Source organism: Streptomyces sp. NPDC005963, assembly GCF_040638655.1.
In the GTDB taxonomy this organism is placed as follows: domain Bacteria; phylum Actinomycetota; class Actinomycetes; order Streptomycetales; family Streptomycetaceae; genus Streptomyces.
Map to the genome: position 1 here is coordinate 1 of NZ_JBEXVD010000022.1, position 15,141 is coordinate 15,141.

Annotated in this window: 13 protein-coding genes; 3 read left to right on the top strand and 10 right to left on the bottom strand. The window is 70.0% G+C overall.

The features are described 5' to 3' along the window. Positions 1-273 precede the first annotated feature (273 nt). The 3 genes from ABZ348_RS25070 to glmS all read right to left on the bottom strand — a co-directional run bounded on the left by ABZ348_RS25070 (position 274) and on the right by glmS (position 4,463). Entirely contained in the window at positions 274-1,710 is a 1,437-nt protein-coding gene (locus ABZ348_RS25070) for an NAD(P)H-hydrate dehydratase (protein ID WP_358936668.1), read from the bottom strand. A gap of 532 nt (positions 1,711-2,242) precedes the next feature. Beyond that, entirely contained in the window at positions 2,243-2,611 is a 369-nt protein-coding gene (locus tag ABZ348_RS25075) for a holo-ACP synthase (protein WP_358936670.1), read from the bottom strand. A 4-nt stretch (positions 2,612-2,615) separates the two neighbouring features. Next, a complete protein-coding gene (gene glmS, locus ABZ348_RS25080; RefSeq protein ID WP_358936672.1) occupies positions 2,616-4,463 on the bottom strand; it encodes a glutamine--fructose-6-phosphate transaminase (isomerizing) in 1,848 nt (615 codons plus the stop codon). Between the two features lie 239 nt (positions 4,464-4,702). On the opposite strand from glmS, the gene coaA reads away from it, so the two are divergent. Further along, positions 4,703-5,698 carry a type I pantothenate kinase gene (gene coaA, locus ABZ348_RS25085; RefSeq protein WP_358936673.1) on the top strand — a complete coding sequence of 332 codons (996 nt, stop codon included), beginning with the start codon at positions 4,703-4,705 and terminating at the stop codon, positions 5,696-5,698. Positions 5,699-6,040: 342 nt separating this feature from the next. Here coaA and glmM read toward each other — a convergent pair whose 3' ends face one another. From glmM to rplM, 3 genes are all read right to left on the bottom strand, one after another. Further along, positions 6,041-7,399, bottom strand: a complete 1,359-nt coding sequence (glmM, locus tag ABZ348_RS25090) for a phosphoglucosamine mutase (protein WP_358936675.1) — start codon at positions 7,397-7,399, stop codon at positions 6,041-6,043. A 171-nt stretch (positions 7,400-7,570) separates the two neighbouring features. Next, positions 7,571-8,089, bottom strand: a complete 519-nt coding sequence (gene rpsI, locus ABZ348_RS25095; protein WP_358936677.1) for a 30S ribosomal protein S9 — start codon at positions 8,087-8,089, stop codon at positions 7,571-7,573. A 41-nt stretch (positions 8,090-8,130) separates the two neighbouring features. Continuing rightward, positions 8,131-8,574 (bottom strand): 50S ribosomal protein L13, encoded by a 444-nt coding sequence (gene rplM / locus ABZ348_RS25100; protein WP_358876471.1) that lies wholly within the window; start codon positions 8,572-8,574, stop codon positions 8,131-8,133. A gap of 618 nt (positions 8,575-9,192) precedes the next feature. On the opposite strand from rplM, the gene ABZ348_RS25105 reads away from it, so the two are divergent. Beyond that, positions 9,193-9,819 carry a hypothetical protein gene (locus tag ABZ348_RS25105; protein ID WP_358936679.1) on the top strand — a complete coding sequence of 209 codons (627 nt, stop codon included), beginning with the start codon at positions 9,193-9,195 and terminating at the stop codon, positions 9,817-9,819. Between the two features lie 44 nt (positions 9,820-9,863). Here the strand turns inward: ABZ348_RS25105 and ABZ348_RS25110 are convergent, their stop codons facing one another. Next, positions 9,864-11,486, bottom strand: coding sequence for an ATP-binding cassette domain-containing protein (locus ABZ348_RS25110; protein WP_358936681.1), 1,623 nt, complete (start codon positions 11,484-11,486; stop codon positions 9,864-9,866). A 55-nt stretch (positions 11,487-11,541) separates the two neighbouring features. Here ABZ348_RS25110 and ABZ348_RS25115 point away from each other — a divergent pair, with 55 nt between their 5' ends. Next, complete coding sequence (locus ABZ348_RS25115) at positions 11,542-12,468, top strand: hypothetical protein (RefSeq protein ID WP_358936683.1); 927 nt, start codon at positions 11,542-11,544, stop codon at positions 12,466-12,468. On the opposite strand, the gene truA is transcribed toward ABZ348_RS25115, so the two are convergent. From truA to ABZ348_RS25130, 3 genes are all read right to left on the bottom strand, one after another. Continuing rightward, complete coding sequence (truA, locus tag ABZ348_RS25120) at positions 12,439-13,308, bottom strand: tRNA pseudouridine(38-40) synthase TruA (RefSeq protein ID WP_358936685.1); 870 nt, start codon at positions 13,306-13,308, stop codon at positions 12,439-12,441. The genes ABZ348_RS25115 and truA overlap by 30 nt on opposite strands. A gap of 100 nt (positions 13,309-13,408) precedes the next feature. Continuing rightward, positions 13,409-13,915, bottom strand: a complete 507-nt coding sequence (gene rplQ / locus ABZ348_RS25125; RefSeq protein ID WP_358936687.1) for a 50S ribosomal protein L17 — start codon at positions 13,913-13,915, stop codon at positions 13,409-13,411. Positions 13,916-14,048: 133 nt separating this feature from the next. After that, positions 14,049-15,071: a DNA-directed RNA polymerase subunit alpha gene (locus ABZ348_RS25130; protein WP_003956430.1), complete on the bottom strand. Its 1,023-nt coding sequence runs from the start codon at positions 15,069-15,071 to the stop codon at positions 14,049-14,051. Between the last annotated feature and the right edge of the window lie 70 nt (positions 15,072-15,141).

The window sequence follows — 15,141 nt, forward strand, 5'->3', positions numbered from 1 at the left end:
CGCACCCCACCCCCAACCCGCACCCGGACCCCCAAAACCCCCAAACCCGAGCACCCCCAGCCCGTCCGGCGCTTGAGGACGGAAACCTCAGCCCCCCAAGGCTGAGCCCAACAAACGAGCCCCACCCGGAACAAGCCGGCACCCCCGTACCCCAGCCCCGGGCAAAGGCCCAGCGCCAGCCCTCCCAGCCCGTCCGGCGCTTGAGGACGGAACCCCCAGCCCCCAAGGCTGAGCCCAACAAACGAGCCCCACCCGGAACAAGCCGGCACCCCCTCAACCCAACCCCAGGCCCCCCGGCCAGGACACCCCCTCCGCCACCTCCCATGCCGTGATCGGCGTGCCGCGGCTCGCCGCGTTGCGGGCTGCGAGGCCGTGGAGGTAGGCCGCGAGCGTGCCCGCGTCCCGGGCGTCGAGTCCGGTTGCCAGGAGCGAGCCCGCCAGGCCGGAGAGCACGTCCCCGCTGCCCGCGGTCGCAAGCCACGGCGTCCCCATGGGGTTGACCCGTACGGCCACCCCCGGCTCGGGGGAGGCGATCAGGGTGGTCGAGCCCTTGAGGAGCACGGTCGCCCCGTACCGTTCTGCCAGTTCGCGTACCGAGGCCAGCCGTGCCGACTCGACGTGCCCACGGGTGGTGCCGAGCAGTGCCGCGGCCTCACCGGCGTGCGGGGTGAGCAGGGTGGGTGCGGCCCGGCGGCGTACGGCTTCGGCGTCCAGCAGCCGCAGTCCGTCGGCGTCGATGAGCACGGGCACGTCGGAGGCGAGGATTTCCGCCACGGCGCCGATGTCGTCGCCGAGGCCGGGGCCGACGACCCAGGACTGTACGCGGCCGGCCTTGGCGGGCGGTCCCGCGTGGACCAGGGCTTCCGGGAACCGGCCGATCACCGCGTCGGCGGCCGGTCCGACATAGCGCACTGCTCCCGCTCCCCCGCGCAGGGCACCGGCGACGGCGAGGACCGCGGCACCCGGGTAGCGGGCGGACCCGGCGACGATGCCGACGACTCCGCGGCGGTACTTGTCGCTCTCCGCGGACGGGCGGGGCAGGAGCCGTGCCACGTCTTCGTGTTGGAGCGCTTCGACGTCGGGCACGGACGGCAGTTCGGCGTCGAGGCCGATGTCGACGAGCCGTACGGTCCCCGCGTACTCGCGTGCCGGGTCGATGAGGAGTGCGGGTTTGTGGGTGCCGAAGGTGACGGTGGCGTCGGCGCGGAGGGCTTCGCCGGTGACTTCGCCGCTGTCGGCTTCGACCCCGCTGGGCAGGTCGACGGCGACGATCACGGCGTTGGATCCGCGGGCCGCACGCGCCACGGGGACGGTTTCGGGCCGTAGCCCGCCCCGGCCGCCGATGCCGGTGATGCCGTCGAGGACGAGATCGGCCGTGGCCAGTACGTCGAAGGGGTCGTCGGCGATGCGTCCGCTTGCGGCCGTGAAGGCACCGAGCGCACCGGGGTAGGTGCGCTCGGGTGCGAGGAGTACGGCGCTGACTCCCGCTCCCCGCCGGGCGAGGCGCACCCCTGCGTAGAGCGCGTCGCCGCCGTTGGCGCCGCTGCCGACGAGGAGGACGACCCGTGCTCCGTACACCCGGCCGAGGAGGTCGGCGCAGGCCGCAGCGAGCCCGGCGGCGGCGCGTTGCATCAGCGCGTCGGGGGGAAGCCGTGCCATCAGCGCGGCTTCTGCGGTTCTGACGGTCTCCACGCGGTGAGCGGTACGCATGGGTCCGAGTCTGCCCCAGGGTGCGCGCCCCCGCCCCTCACGACCCTTGCCCGACCCAATTGCTCCGGGGGTTGGCCGAGTTGCCGTTGGGGCGCGAGGAAACAGTGCAGGGTTGACGCGGCTTCCTGATTCAACTTAGGTTTGCCTTACCTAACAGGACTTGCCCCGATGTTCCTCCTGCGAAAGGTGCACCTCCCATGCGTTCGCCTGTCCGCACCGCCGGCCGTGTCGCCACGGCCGTCCTGGGAGCCGCCGCCCTCACCCTGGGGGACCACTGACGGGGGCGGGAACAGCACGGGCGGAAGCGCGGGGGTGCGCTTCCGTCGACGGAGGCGGCAGTCTGGCCGCCACCAGGTCGCCCCTGTTCCCCCCTCACCATCGCCGCAGCCGCACTCACCGCCCTGGGCGCGGCAGCGGTGGCCCTGCGCCGTAGGACACGCGCGTAGGCCAGCTGGCACGGTCCCCTCCCGTTCATCGGCCGGGAGGGGGCCGCGTCCATGCACGGCAGGGCCCTCCGGCGCCGCACCTGCGGCTACCCCTCGGCGATCACCATGGCCGAGGCGACCCCCGCGTCATGGCTCAACGAGATGTGCCACGACCGCACCCCGAGCGCCTCCGCGCACGCGGCGACCGTCCCGTACACCCGAAGACGGGGCCGTCCGCTCTCCTCCACGTACACCTCGGCGTCCGTCCAGTGCAGTCCGCTCGGTGCGCCCAGCGCCTTCGCGACGGCCTCCTTGGCGGCGAACCGGGCCGCCAGTGAGGCGTATCCGCGCTGTTCACCACTGGGGAGCAGCAACTCGCTCGCCAGGAAGAGCCGCTGGGCCATCGCCGGCGTACGCCGCAGTGACGCCGCGAACCGGTCGATCTCGGCGACGTCGATCCCCACCCCGATAATCACTCACTCACTCCACTGTCACTGATTTCGCCAGGTTCCGCGGCTGGTCAACCTCGTTGCCGCGGGCCGTCGCCAACTCGCAGGCGAAGACCTGCAAGGGAACGGTAGCCACCATCGGCTGGAGCAGCGCGGGAGTGACCGGGATGCGGATGAGATGGTCCGCATAGGGCTCCACCGTCCCGTCGCCCTCCTCCGCGATCACGATCGTCCGGGCGCCGCGCGCCCTGATCTCCTGGATGTTCGACACGATCTTGTCGTGCAGCACCGGCTGGCCGCGCAGGGAAGGCACCAGGACCACCACCGGCAGGTCTTCCTCGATCAAGGCGATGGGCCCGTGTTTGAGCTCCCCCGCGGCGAACCCCTCGGCGTGCATGTACGCCAGTTCCTTCAGCTTGAGCGCCCCTTCCAGTGCCACCGGGTAGCCCGTGTGCCGGCCCAGGAAGAGGACGGTGTCCTTGTCCGCGAGCGAGCGCGCCAGTTCCCGTACCGGCCCCATCGTCCGGAGCACCCGTTCCAGGGCGTCGGAGATCTCGGCGAGCTCCCGGATCACGGCCCGTACCGCATCGGCTGCCAGGGAGTTGCGGGCCTGCCCCAGATAGAGGGCGACCAGGTAGCACGCGACCAGTTGGGTGAGGAACGCCTTGGTGGACGCGACGGCGACCTCGGGCCCCGCATGGGTGTAGAGGACCGCGTCGGACTCCCGGGGGATCGTCGAGCCGTTCGTGTTGCAGATGGCGAGCACCCGGGCGCCCTGTTCCCGGGCGTGGCGCAGCGCCATCAGGGTGTCCATGGTCTCGCCCGACTGGGAGATCGCGATCACCAGGGTGCGTTCGTCGAGGATGGGGTCGCGGTAGCGGAACTCGCTCGCCAACTCCACTTCGCAGGGGATGCGGGTCCAGTGCTCGATGGCGTACTTCGCGATCAGGCCCGCGTGGAAGGCGGTCCCGCAGGCCACCAGGACGACCTTGGTGACCTCGCGGAGCACCGCGGCCGGGATGCGGATCTCGTCGAGTCGCAGCGATCCGGTCGTGTCGATGCGTCCGAGGAGCGTGTCGGCCACGGCCTTCGGCTGCTCGGCGATCTCCTTGAGCATGAAGTAGTCGTAGCCGCCCTTCTCGGCCGCCGAGGCGTCCCAGTCCACGTGGTAGGCGCGGACCTCGGCCTCGGCGCCGGCGAAGTCGGTGATGGTCACCCCGCCGGGGCGCAGTTCCACGACCTGGTCCTGGCCGAGTTCGATCGCGGAGCGGGTGTGGTCGATGAAGGCGGTCACGTCGGACGCCAGGAAGAACTCGCCCTCTCCGACCCCGACCACCAGCGGCGAGTTGCGGCGGGCCCCGACGACCACGTCCGGTGCGTCGGTGTGCACCGCCACCAGGGTGAACGCCCCTTCCAGTCGTCGGCACACCTGACGCATGGCGTCGGCGAGGTCCCCGCAGGAGGAGAAGGACTCGGCGAGCAGGTGCCCGACGACCTCGGTGTCCGTGTCGGAGACCAGTTCGTGCCCCCGGGTGGCCAGTTCGGCGCGGAGGAGGGCGAAGTTCTCGATGATTCCGTTGTGGACGACGGCGACGCGTCCGGCGTTGTCCACATGGGGATGGGCGTTGACGTCGGTCGGGGCGCCGTGGGTGGCCCACCGGGTGTGGCCGATCGCGGTCGGACCGTCGGGCAGGGGCCTGTCTTTGAGTTCCTTCTCCAGGTTGACGAGCTTGCCCGCCTTCTTCGCGGTGGCGAGGCCCCCGTCCGCGAGCACGGCCACGCCCGCGGAGTCATAGCCGCGGTACTCCAGTCGCTTCAGCCCTGCGATGACGACGTCGAGAGCCGACTGTCCACCGACATAACCCACGATTCCGCACATGTCGGCAGCCTAAGGCCAACTCCTCCGGCGCACCCGGGCGTGGCGCGACGGGTGGTCAGCAGGCCACCCGCAGGCACCCGTCCAGCGGGCGCGCACCCACCCGTACGGCGGTAGCCCCCACCCGGCCCGAGCGATGATGCGTGCAGCATGCACCCCATGCGCCGGGACCGTCGGCAAGCCCGCTCCGACGTGATCTTCTGCACCATCCACAACCTCCCCGGAGCACCCACAATGGCGATGTGATCACTTCGTCGCCGCACAGTGCGCCTCGCCGGGCCGAGCAGCCGTCGACCCCGTACGTCGACCTCAGCCGCGCGGAGTGGAGCGCCCTGCGCGACAAGACCCCGCTGCCCCTCACCGCCGAGGAGCTCGAACAGTTGCGCGGACTCGGTGATGTGATCGACCTGGACGAGGTCCGCGACGTCTATCTGCCGCTGTCGCGGCTGCTCAACCTCTACGTGCGCGCGACGGGCGAGCTGCGGGGCGCGCTGAACACCTTCCTGGGCGACGCGGGCCACGGGCAGGGCGAGCAGTCCGGCACCCCGTTCGTCATAGGCGTCGCCGGGTCGGTGGCCGTGGGTAAGTCGACCGTGGCCCGACTCCTCCAGGCGCTCCTCGCCCGCTGGCCGGAGCACCCGCGGGTCGAACTGGTCACCACCGACGGCTTCCTGTTGCCCATGAAGGAGCTCCAGGCCCGCGGGCTGATGTCGCGGAAAGGTTTCCCCGAGTCCTACGACCGCCGGGCGCTCACCCGCTTCGTCGCCGACATCAAGGCGGGCAAGGACGAGGTCACCGCACCCGTCTACTCCCACCTGATCTACGACATCGTCCCCGACGAACGCCTCACCGTGCGCCGCCCCGACATCCTCATCGTCGAGGGCCTCAACGTCCTCCAGCCCGCCCTCCCCGGCAAGGACGGCCGCACCCGCGTGGGCCTCGCGGACTACTTCGACTTCTCCGTCTATGTGGACGCCCGCACCGAGGACATCGAGCACTGGTACCTCAGCCGGTTCCGCAAGCTGCGCGAGACCGCCTTCCAGAACCCGTTCTCGTACTTCCGCAAGTACACCCAGGTCTCCGAGGAGGAGGCCCTGGACTACGCCCGCACGATGTGGCGCACCATCAACAAGCCCAATCTGCTGGAGAACGTGGCTCCCACCCGCGGCCGGGCCACGCTGGTCCTGCGCAAGGGCCCCGACCACAAGGTCCAGCGGCTGTCACTGCGCAAGCTCTGAAGCCCGGCCCACACCGGCCCCGAGGAAGTCGGGGCGCCGATGTGGGTGACGATCCCGGACGTCACCGTGCCAGCCGGCACGCACCGCAGAGGTACGGGCGCAGGGGTACGGACGAAGGGGTACGGGCGCAGGCGTCTGCGGTCCTGACGGGTGCCCGGGGACGTACCCCGAGCACCCGGACCGTCCGCAAGCAGTCCTGACCGGCCCTCACCCACCGGCCCTCACCCACCGAACCGCGCCCGAGAACGGCGGCGCCCGATGAGCGCGACCGCTGCGGCGTGCCGTTGGCCCGTCCGGAGCCCGGGCACCCGGCAGCGGTACGACGCCTATCCCGCTATCCCGCTATCCGAGCGTGGACTTCACCGCATCGGCCAGCCGTCCCGCGACCGAGCGGGCCTGCTCGATGTCCGCGGCCTCGACCATGACCCGTACCAGCGGTTCCGTGCCCGAAGGGCGCAGCAGCACCCGCCCGGTGGAGCCCAGTTCGCGTTCGGCGTCCGCGACCGCGTTCGCCAGTTCCGCGGAGGTGTGCACACGGGCCTTGTCCACGTCGGGAACGTTGATCAGGACCTGCGGCAGCCGGTCCATCACCGCCGCGAGGTCCGCGAGGGAACGGCGTGTCGCCGCGACCCGGGCGGCGAGCATCAGACCGGTCAGCGTGCCGTCCCCGGTCGTCGCGTGGTCGAGGACGATGACGTGCCCGGACTGCTCGCCGCCGAGCGCGTAGCCGTGCTCCTTCATCGACTCCAGGACGTACCGGTCGCCGACGCCCGTCTGGACGATCTCCAGGCCCTCGCGCTCCATCGCCAGTTTGAAGCCGAGGTTGGACATCACGGTCGCGACGACGGTGTTCCCGCGGAGCGTGCCCGCCTCCCGCATGGCGAGCGCCAGTACGGCGAGGATCTGGTCCCCGTCGACCTCTTCGCCTGAGCCGTCCACGGCCAGGCAGCGGTCCGCGTCACCGTCGTGCGCGATGCCGAAGTCGGCGCCGTGTTCGACGACGGCGGCCTTCAGCTGTTCCAGATGGGTCGATCCGCAACCGTCGTTGATGTTGAGCCCGTCGGGCGCCGCGCCGATGGTGATGACCTCGGCACCGGCCCGGGCGAACGCCTCGGGCGACACCTTCGCCGCAGCGCCGTGCGCCTCGTCGAGGACGACCTTCAGCCCGTCGATCCGATTGGGCAGTACGGCCATCAGATGGGCGACATAGGTGTCAAAGCCCTCGTCGTAGTCGCGCACCCGCCCCACGCCCGCACCCGTCGGCCGCTCCCAGGGGGCACCGGTGCGGTGCTGCTCGTACACCGTCTCGATGCGGTTCTCCAGTTCGTCGGCGAGCTTGTGCCCGCCGCGGGCGAAGAACTTGATGCCGTTGTCCGGCATGGCGTTGTGGCTGGCGGAGAGCATCACTCCCAGATCGGCACCGAGTGCACCGGTGAGATGGGCGACTGCGGGCGTCGGCAGCACGCCCACCTTCAGCACGTCCACTCCCGCGCTTGCGAGCCCCGCCACCACTGCGGCCTCCAGGAACTCTCCCGACGCGCGCGGATCACGTCCGACCACGGCGGTCGGCCGATGCCCCTCAAAGGTTCCCGCCTCGGCGAGCACATGCGCCGCGGCGACCGAGAGACCGAGCGCGAGCTCCGCCGTCAGGTCCGCATTGGCGACACCGCGCACACCGTCCGTGCCGAAGAGTCGTCCCACAGCTGTCCTCCGAAATACTCCGTGAAGCTTCGTGATGCTCCGAGAATGCAAGCTTATGAACGCTTCAAGCCCGTTCTACAACCAGTGATCCCAGTGGTCATGGAAAAACGTACGCCCCCGCGGCACTGGGTGCCGCCGGGGCGTACGTAAAAGAACAGACCGAGCAGGCGATTAGCGCTTGCTGTACTGCGGAGCCTTGCGGGCCTTCTTCAGACCGGCCTTCTTGCGCTCGACCGCACGGTCGTCGCGGCTCAGGAAGCCTGCCTTCTTCAGCGGGCCGCGGTTGTTGTCCACGTCCGCCTCGTTCAGCGCGCGGGCCACACCGAGGCGCAGGGCGCCGGCCTGGCCGGAAACGCCGCCACCCGAGATGCGGGCGATGACGTCGTAACGGTCGTCGAGCTCAAGCACCTTGAAGGGCTCGTTGACTTCCTGCTGGTGCACCTTGTTGGGGAAGTAGTCCTCAAGGGTGCGACCGTTGATCTTCCACTTGCCGGTGCCCGGAACGATCCGGACGCGGGCGATGGCGTTCTTGCGACGGCCCAGGCCGGCGGCCGGCTGGGGGTCGCCGAAGCGGGATGCGAGGGACTCGGAGGTGAACTCGCCCTCGACGGGCACCTCCGACTCGAAGGTGGTGACCTCTGCGTAGGTCTCTTCGCCCTCGACGGGGATTTCAGCGGTGGTCTCGGCCACGATGCTCCTCAGATTCTTTTCGTCTTAGGGGGTGGCCGGAACTACTGCGCGACCTGGGTGATCTCAAACGGAACAGGCTGCTGCGCAGCGTGCGGGTGGTTCTCGCCCGCGTAGACCTTCAGCTTCGAGAGCATCTGGCGACCCAGGGTGTTCTTGGGGATCATGCCCTTGATGGCCTTCTCGACGGCCTTCTCGGGGCTCTTCGCCATCAGCTCGTCGTAGCGGACGGAACGCAGACCGCCCGGGTAGCCAGAGTGGCGGTAGGCCATCTTCTGGGTCTTCTTGTTGCCGGACAGGTGAACCTTGTCGGCGTTGATGATGATGACGAAGTCGCCCATGTCCATGTGGGGGGCGTAGATCGGCTTGTGCTTGCCCCGGAGGAGGTTCGCTGCCGTTGTCGCCAGACGGCCCAGGACGATGTCCTGCGCGTCGATGATGTGCCACTGGCGCGTGACATCGCCGGGCTTGGGGCTGTACGTACGCACGGTCGTAGCCTTCGCTTCTTCAGTGAGTGGGTCTCCCTGGGCTCGAAAGCCCGGAGAGTGGGTCCTGACAAGGCCGCCCGGTCGATCACAACAGCTCTGGTGACACCTCGGGGACGCAACCCGGATGCCTACCGCTGGTCATTGACCGGTGGACCGGCGTAAGGGCCCCTCACGTGAGATAGAGCAAGCCAATACGCATAACGAAGCAGAAGCTTACCCGGGGCCCGCCGGAAGGGTCAAAACGCGGCCCCTCCACCTCGCCGGAGACCACCGGAGACCGGCCGGCCACCACGCTCCGCCAGCACTCCCACACGGGGAGAAATCGGCGCATCGGGACCCGCCGCGGAGAGGATTCCTCTCCGCGTGATCTCCAGCGTACCCCTGTGAACGAAGACCGGACGAAGAGCCGAACGAAGGGCTGGACGCAGACGAACAGCGGCAATGAGAAGGAACCGCAGGTCAGATGGGGCAGCCGACCGTTGGGCGCTCATCGCCCCGGGCCGCCGAGGGGGCGCGGCCCTGGGGATGCCCGACACCGGGACGCGAACGACGAAAGTCGCCCCCGGCGTCCACTTCCGGCGCCTGTGACTCCCCTCTCACTCTTCCTAGGGTCCGACCATGCAGCAGATGAGTGAGTTCCTCGTCACCCAGAAGATCACTCCCGTGGTGAACCGCTATCTGGTCACCGCGCACGAAGGCGCCACGGACGACGCCAAAGACGACGGCACGGGCAGCGGTACGGGCAAGGCCCCGATCCTCGCCTTCGCCGAACAGAAGCGACTCGCCCTCAAGGAACGGGTCACCCTCTGGACCGGCGAGGACCGTACCGAGGAGATCTGCACCTATCGCGCCCGCAATGTCGTGGACCTCGGTCCCACCTGCGACGTCACCGGCAGGGCGGGCGAGCCCATCGGCTGTTTCCGCAAAGACGTCAAGTCCTCCATGCTCCGCTCCACCTGGCAACTCGCCCCCGAGGGCCAACCCCCGGCCGTGGGCACCGAGCGCAGCGGGGGCATCGCCATCGCCCGGCGGGCGTGGAAGGTCGCCGACGTCGTCCTGCCGTTCACGGTGCCCCTGCCGTTCGTCTTCCACTTCGACTTCGTGCGGCAGGACCGGCCCGTCCTGACCGTCGAGCGACTCTGGGGCGTGCGGGACCGCTACCGCGTCCGGATCCACGACCCGTCCCTCGACCGCAGACTCGCCCTCGCCCTGAGCGTGGCCCTGGACGCCTTCCAGTCCCGCTGACGGCGACGGACACCGACCCGGGGCACGGGAGCCGGACCCGGGCGCTACCGGGCGCGCTCCACCCGCCGCTCGTCCCACACCGGGCCGGCGGTCTCCCGCACCACCCCGTCCGAGCCGAACACCAGATAGCGGTCGAAGGACTTCGCGAACCAACGGTCGTGCGTCACCGCCAGCACCGTCCCGTCGTACACCTCAAGCCCGTCCTGCAATGCCTCGGCCGACTCCAGGTCGAGGTTGTCCGTCGGCTCGTCCAGCAGGAGCGCCGTCGTCCCCGCGAGCTCAAGCAGCAGGATCTGGAAACGTGCCTGCTGCCCGCCCGAGAGCTTCTCGAACGGCTGGTCCCCCTGGCGCTCCAGTTCATAGCGCCGCAGGACCGACATCGCACCGCCCCGGTCCTTGGCGTGCTCGGTCCACAGGATGTCCACCAGCGTCCGGCCCAGCAGTTCGGGATGGGCATGGGTCTGTGCGAAGTGCCCGGGCACCACCCGGGCGCCCAGCTTCCACGCGCCCGTGTGCGCCACCGACTCATCGCCGGCGAGCAGCCGCAAGAAGTGTGACTTCCCGGAGCCGTTGGAGCCGAGCACCGCGACCCGCTCGCCGTAGTAGACCTCCAGGTCGAACGGCTTCATCAGGCCCGTCAGCTCCAGACCCGTGCAGGTCAGCGCCCGCACCCCGGTCCGGCCGCCGCGCAGCCGCATCCGGATCTCCTGCTCGCGCGGCGGCTCCGGCGGCGGGCCCGCGTCCTCGAACTTCTTGAACCGGGTCTGCATCGCCCGGTACCGCGATGCCATGTCCGGGCTGTTCGCCGCCTGCTGCCGCAGCCGCAGCACCAGCGCCTTCAGCCGGGCGTGCTCCTCGTCCCAACGCCGCTTGAGCTCCTCGAAGCGGGCGAACCGCTCCTTGCGCGCGTCGTGGTACGTGGCGAATCCACCGCCGTGCACCCATACGTCCGACCCGGCGGGGCTGGGCTCCACACTGACGATCTTCTCTGCGGTCCGGGCGAGCAGTTCCCGGTCGTGGGAGACGAAGAGGACCGTCTTGCGGGTCTCCTTCAGCCGCTCCTCCAGCCAGCGCTTGCCGGGCACGTCCAGATAGTTGTCCGGCTCGTCGAGCAACAGGACCTCGTCGGGTCCGCGCAGCAGCGCTTCCAGCGCCAGCCGCTTCTGCTCACCGCCGCTGAGCGTCCGCAGCAGCCGCCACTGGGCCTTGTCGTACGGAACGCCCAGCGCGGCCACGGTGCACATGTCCCAGACGGTCTCGGCCTCGTAGCCGCGTGCCTCCGCCCAGTCACTGAGCGCCTGCGCATACGCCATCTGCGCGGCTTCGTCGTCGACCGCCATGATCCGGTGCTCCGCCGCGTCCACCGCGGCTGCGGCTTCCCGCACCCGGGGCTGGGCGAGGGACACCAGGAGGTCCCGTACGGTCCGCTCGTCGCGCACCGCACCGATGAACTGGCGCATCACCCCGAGGCCGCCGCTGACTGACACCGTGCCGCCGTGCGGCTGCAACTCACCGGAGATCAGCCGCAGCAGGGTCGTCTTGCCGGCGCCGTTCGCTCCGACCAGCGCGACCACCGCGCCGTCGCCCACCCGGAACGAGGCATCTGCGAGCAGCACCCGCCCGTCGGGTAGGTAGTACTCCAGGTGCGCAGCTTCGAGGTGTCCCATGTCCCCATAGTGACGGCCCCTCCTGTGCAACCCCAACCGGTTTAGGATTCGCGGCATGAGCTTTGGCCAGGGGGGACCTCAGTGGGGGTCCGGCGGACAGCATCACGACCCGTACAACTCCCGTCAGGGGGCGCCGGATCCGTTCGGTACGCGGCGGCCGGGGGATCCCGACACACCGGACTGGGCGGCCCTCGCCGAGGCTTCCGCGGCACGTGCCCGGCGCAAACGCTGGCTGATGATGGGGGGCGGGGCGCTCGCCACCGCCGCCATCGCGGGCATCGTGGCGACGGCGATCGTCAGCTCCAATGACGACGGCGACGACCGTTCGCAGAACACGTCCAGCGAGCTGCCCGGCCCCGAGGACCTGCCGAGCGGCAGCGGCGGCCCCGAGCCGTCCTTCTCCTCGGTCGCCCCCGCTCCCCCGCCCAACCCCAAGGACTTCATCTCCAGCGAGACGAAGGACACCGCCCCGCTTTCCGTCGACACTCTCTTTCCCGGCACGAAGCTGACGATGGCCGGGCGCTCCTATGCCAAGGGGCCGACGGCCCGCACCGCTGCCTGCACCGCGGCGGTCCAGGGCGGCCTCGGGCCCGTACTGACGCGCAACGGCTGCGACCAGGTCTTCCGCGCCACGTACAGCAAGGACGGCGTCGCGGTCACCGTGGGCGTGGCCGTCTTCGGTCGGGAGGCCGAGGCGAAGAAGGCCATCCAACAGCGGGTGCGCGGCCAGAACCTGGCCCCGCTGGCGGGTGCCGGCGTCAACACCTTCTGCAAGGCCGGACCGACGTGCCGCTTCACCGCCAACTCCTACGGCCGGTACGCATACTTCACCACCACCGGCTACACCACCGGCAAGGACGTGGTGACGGGCGACACCAAGGCGTTCCAAGCCGGTGACGATCTCGCCGAGTTCGTCTTCCGACAGATCGTGGCCCGGGGCAACGCCCAGGCGTCAGCAGCAGCCGTCGCGCCCGCCGGCTGACAGCGGCAGCGAACGCCGGTTGCGGGCCTCCACGTTGCGGGCCGCCAACAACTCGTCAGCGGGGTAGCCGACCTCTTCGAGGGTCAGGCCGTGGGGGCGTACGACATGGACGGCCGAGTCCCGCACCCCTGCGGCGAGCACCGCCGCGGGCCACTGGACCGGGCGGTGTCCGTCCCCGACGAACAACAGCGCGCCCACCAGTGAGCGCACCATGTTGTGGCAGAAGGCGTCGGCCCGCACGGTCGCGGTGATGATCCCGGCGTCGTCCCGCTGCCAGGAGAGCTGCTGGAGGGTGCGGATGGTGGTCGCACCCTCGCGCTTCTTGCAGTAGGCGGCGAAGTCGTGTTCGCCCACCAGGCGCCCGGCGGCCTCGTTCATGGCGTCGACGTCCAACGGCCAGTCGTGCCACAGCACATGGCCGCGCAGCAACGGGTCGACACCGCCGGGGTTGTCGGTGACCCGGTACGCGTAGCGCCGCCAGATCGCCGAGAACCGTGCGTTGAACCCCGCCGGCGCCTGGGCGACCCGCCAGATCCGCACATCGCGCGCCAACCGCCCCGCGAGCCGATTCAGCAGCTTCTCGCGGTGCTCGTCCCACACCTCCTGCGGCACGTCGACGTGGGCGACCTGCCCGCGGGCGTGCACCCCCGCGTCGGTCCGCCCCGCGACGGTCAGCTCGTACGTCCGCGAGGACCGCGTCACCGTACGCAGCGCGTCCTCGATCTCCCCCTGCACGGTGCGACGGCCGCCGGCCTGTTTGGCCCACCCGGAGAAGTCCTTGCCGTCGTACGACAGATCCAGCCGCAGCCGGACCCAGCCGGACGCCACCTCATCACTCACGTGTTCAGATCCTCTCAGGGCCCTCGATCCCACCGAGGGCGCCGGACAAGCGGAACGGGTCCGCTCCCCGAGGGGAACGGACCCGTCACCAGGGACGCGATCAGGCGTCCTTGGACTCCTCAGCGGCCTCGACCGGCTTGGCGTCCTCAACCGGAGCGGCCTCTTCGGCAGCGTCCTTCTTGAGGGCGTCTTCCTTGACCGCGCGCTTGGCGGCGGCCTCGGCCTCGGCGACGGTCGCCTTCTTCGCGATCTCGCCCTCGACGAGCTCGATCACGGCCATGCGGGCGTTGTCACCGCGGCGGTTGCCCACCTTGGTGATGCGGGTGTAGCCACCCGGGCGCTCCGCGTACCGCGGCGCGATCTCGGTGAAGAGCGTGTGCACGATGCCCTTGTCCGTGATCGTCTGAAGAACGAGGCGACGGTTGTGGATGTCGCCCTTCTTCGCCTTGGTGATCAGGCGCTCGGCGACCGGACGCAGGCGGCGGGCCTTCGCCTCGGTCGTGGTGATGCGGCCGTGCTCGAACAGCGACTTCGCGAGGTTCGCGAGGAGCAGACGCTCGTGCGCGGCGCTGCCGCCCAGACGGGCACCCTTGGCGGGCTTCGGCATGGTGTTTCTCCTTGTGTGCTGCACCGGCCGTACCAGGTACCGGTGTCAGTTCCCCCGAAGCGGCTGCCACGGGGAAGTCATACGGCACCCGTACGGGACGCGGCCAGGGCGTCCCGCAGGGTGACGGTGGTGCCTAGTACTGCTCGGTCTCGACGAAACCGGCGTCCGCGTCGTCGTCGGCGCCGAAGGCGTCGGCGGCGGCGGTCGGGTCGAATCCGGGCGGGCTGTCCTTGAGCGCCAGGCCCATGCCGGCCAGCTTCGCCTTGACCTCGTCGATCGACTTGGCACCGAAGTTGCGGATGTCGAGCAGGTCCGCCTCGGAGCGGGCGACGAGCTCGCCGACCGAGTGGATGCCCTCGCGCTTGAGGCAGTTGTAGGAGCGGACGGTGAGCTCCAGCTCCTCGATCGGCAGGGCCAGGTCCGCGGCGAGCGCGGCGTCCGTCGGGGACGGGCCCATGTCGATGCCCTCGGCGTCGATGTTCAGCTCGCGGGCGAGACCGAACAGCTCGACCAGGGTCTTGCCGGCGGAGGCCATGGCGTCGCGCGGACGCATCGCCTGCTTGGTCTCGACGTCGACGATCAGCTTGTCGAAGTCGGTGCGCTGCTCGACTCGGGTCGCCTCGACCTTGTAGGTGACCTTGAGGACGGGCGAGTAGATGGAGTCGACCGGGATGCGACCGATCTCCTGGCCGACCTGCTTGTTCTGCACGGCGGAGACATAGCCGCGACCGCGCTCGACGGTCAGCTCCATCTCCAGCTTGCCCTTGCCGTTCAGGGTGGCGAGGACGAGGTCGGGGTTGTGCACCTCGACACCGGCCGGGGGCGCGATGTCGGCGGCGGTGACCAGACCCGGGCCCTGCTTGCGCAGGTACATCACGACCGGCTCGTCGTGCTCCGAGGAGACGACCAGCTGCTTGATGTTGAGGATCAGGTCGGTGACGTCCTCCTTGACGCCCGGCACGGTAGTGAACTCGTGCAGGACACCGTCGATGCGGATGGACGTGACCGCCGCACCCGGGATCGAGGAGAGGAGCGTACGGCGGAGGGAGTTGCCGAGGGTGTAACCGAAGCCCGGCTCCAGCGGCTCGATCACGAACCGGGAGCGGTACTCGTCGACGACCTCTTCGGTCAGCGACGGACGCTGAGCGATCAGCATGGGGAAATCCTTCAGTCGTGGGCGCCCGCTATTTGACGCCCGACGGATGTCTTACAAGGGTACGGGCGGT

What these genes read in the sequence shown, in the direction of transcription:
- ABZ348_RS25070 (WP_358936668.1), bottom strand. Translation starts at nt 1,710, where the DNA reads ATGCGTACCGCTCACCGCGTGGAGACCGTCAGAACCGCAGAAGCCGCG.
- glmS (WP_358936672.1), bottom strand. Translation starts at nt 4,463, where the DNA reads ATGTGCGGAATCGTGGGTTATGTCGGTGGACAGTCGGCTCTCGACGTC.
- ABZ348_RS25105 (WP_358936679.1), top strand. Translation starts at nt 9,193, where the DNA reads ATGCAGCAGATGAGTGAGTTCCTCGTCACCCAGAAGATCACTCCCGTG.
- ABZ348_RS25110 (WP_358936681.1), bottom strand. Translation starts at nt 11,486, where the DNA reads ATGGGACACCTCGAAGCTGCGCACCTGGAGTACTACCTACCCGACGGG.
- ABZ348_RS25115 (WP_358936683.1), top strand. Translation starts at nt 11,542, where the DNA reads ATGAGCTTTGGCCAGGGGGGACCTCAGTGGGGGTCCGGCGGACAGCAT.
- rplQ (WP_358936687.1), bottom strand. Translation starts at nt 13,915, where the DNA reads ATGCCGAAGCCCGCCAAGGGTGCCCGTCTGGGCGGCAGCGCCGCGCAC.
- ABZ348_RS25130 (WP_003956430.1), bottom strand. Translation starts at nt 15,071, where the DNA reads ATGCTGATCGCTCAGCGTCCGTCGCTGACCGAAGAGGTCGTCGACGAG.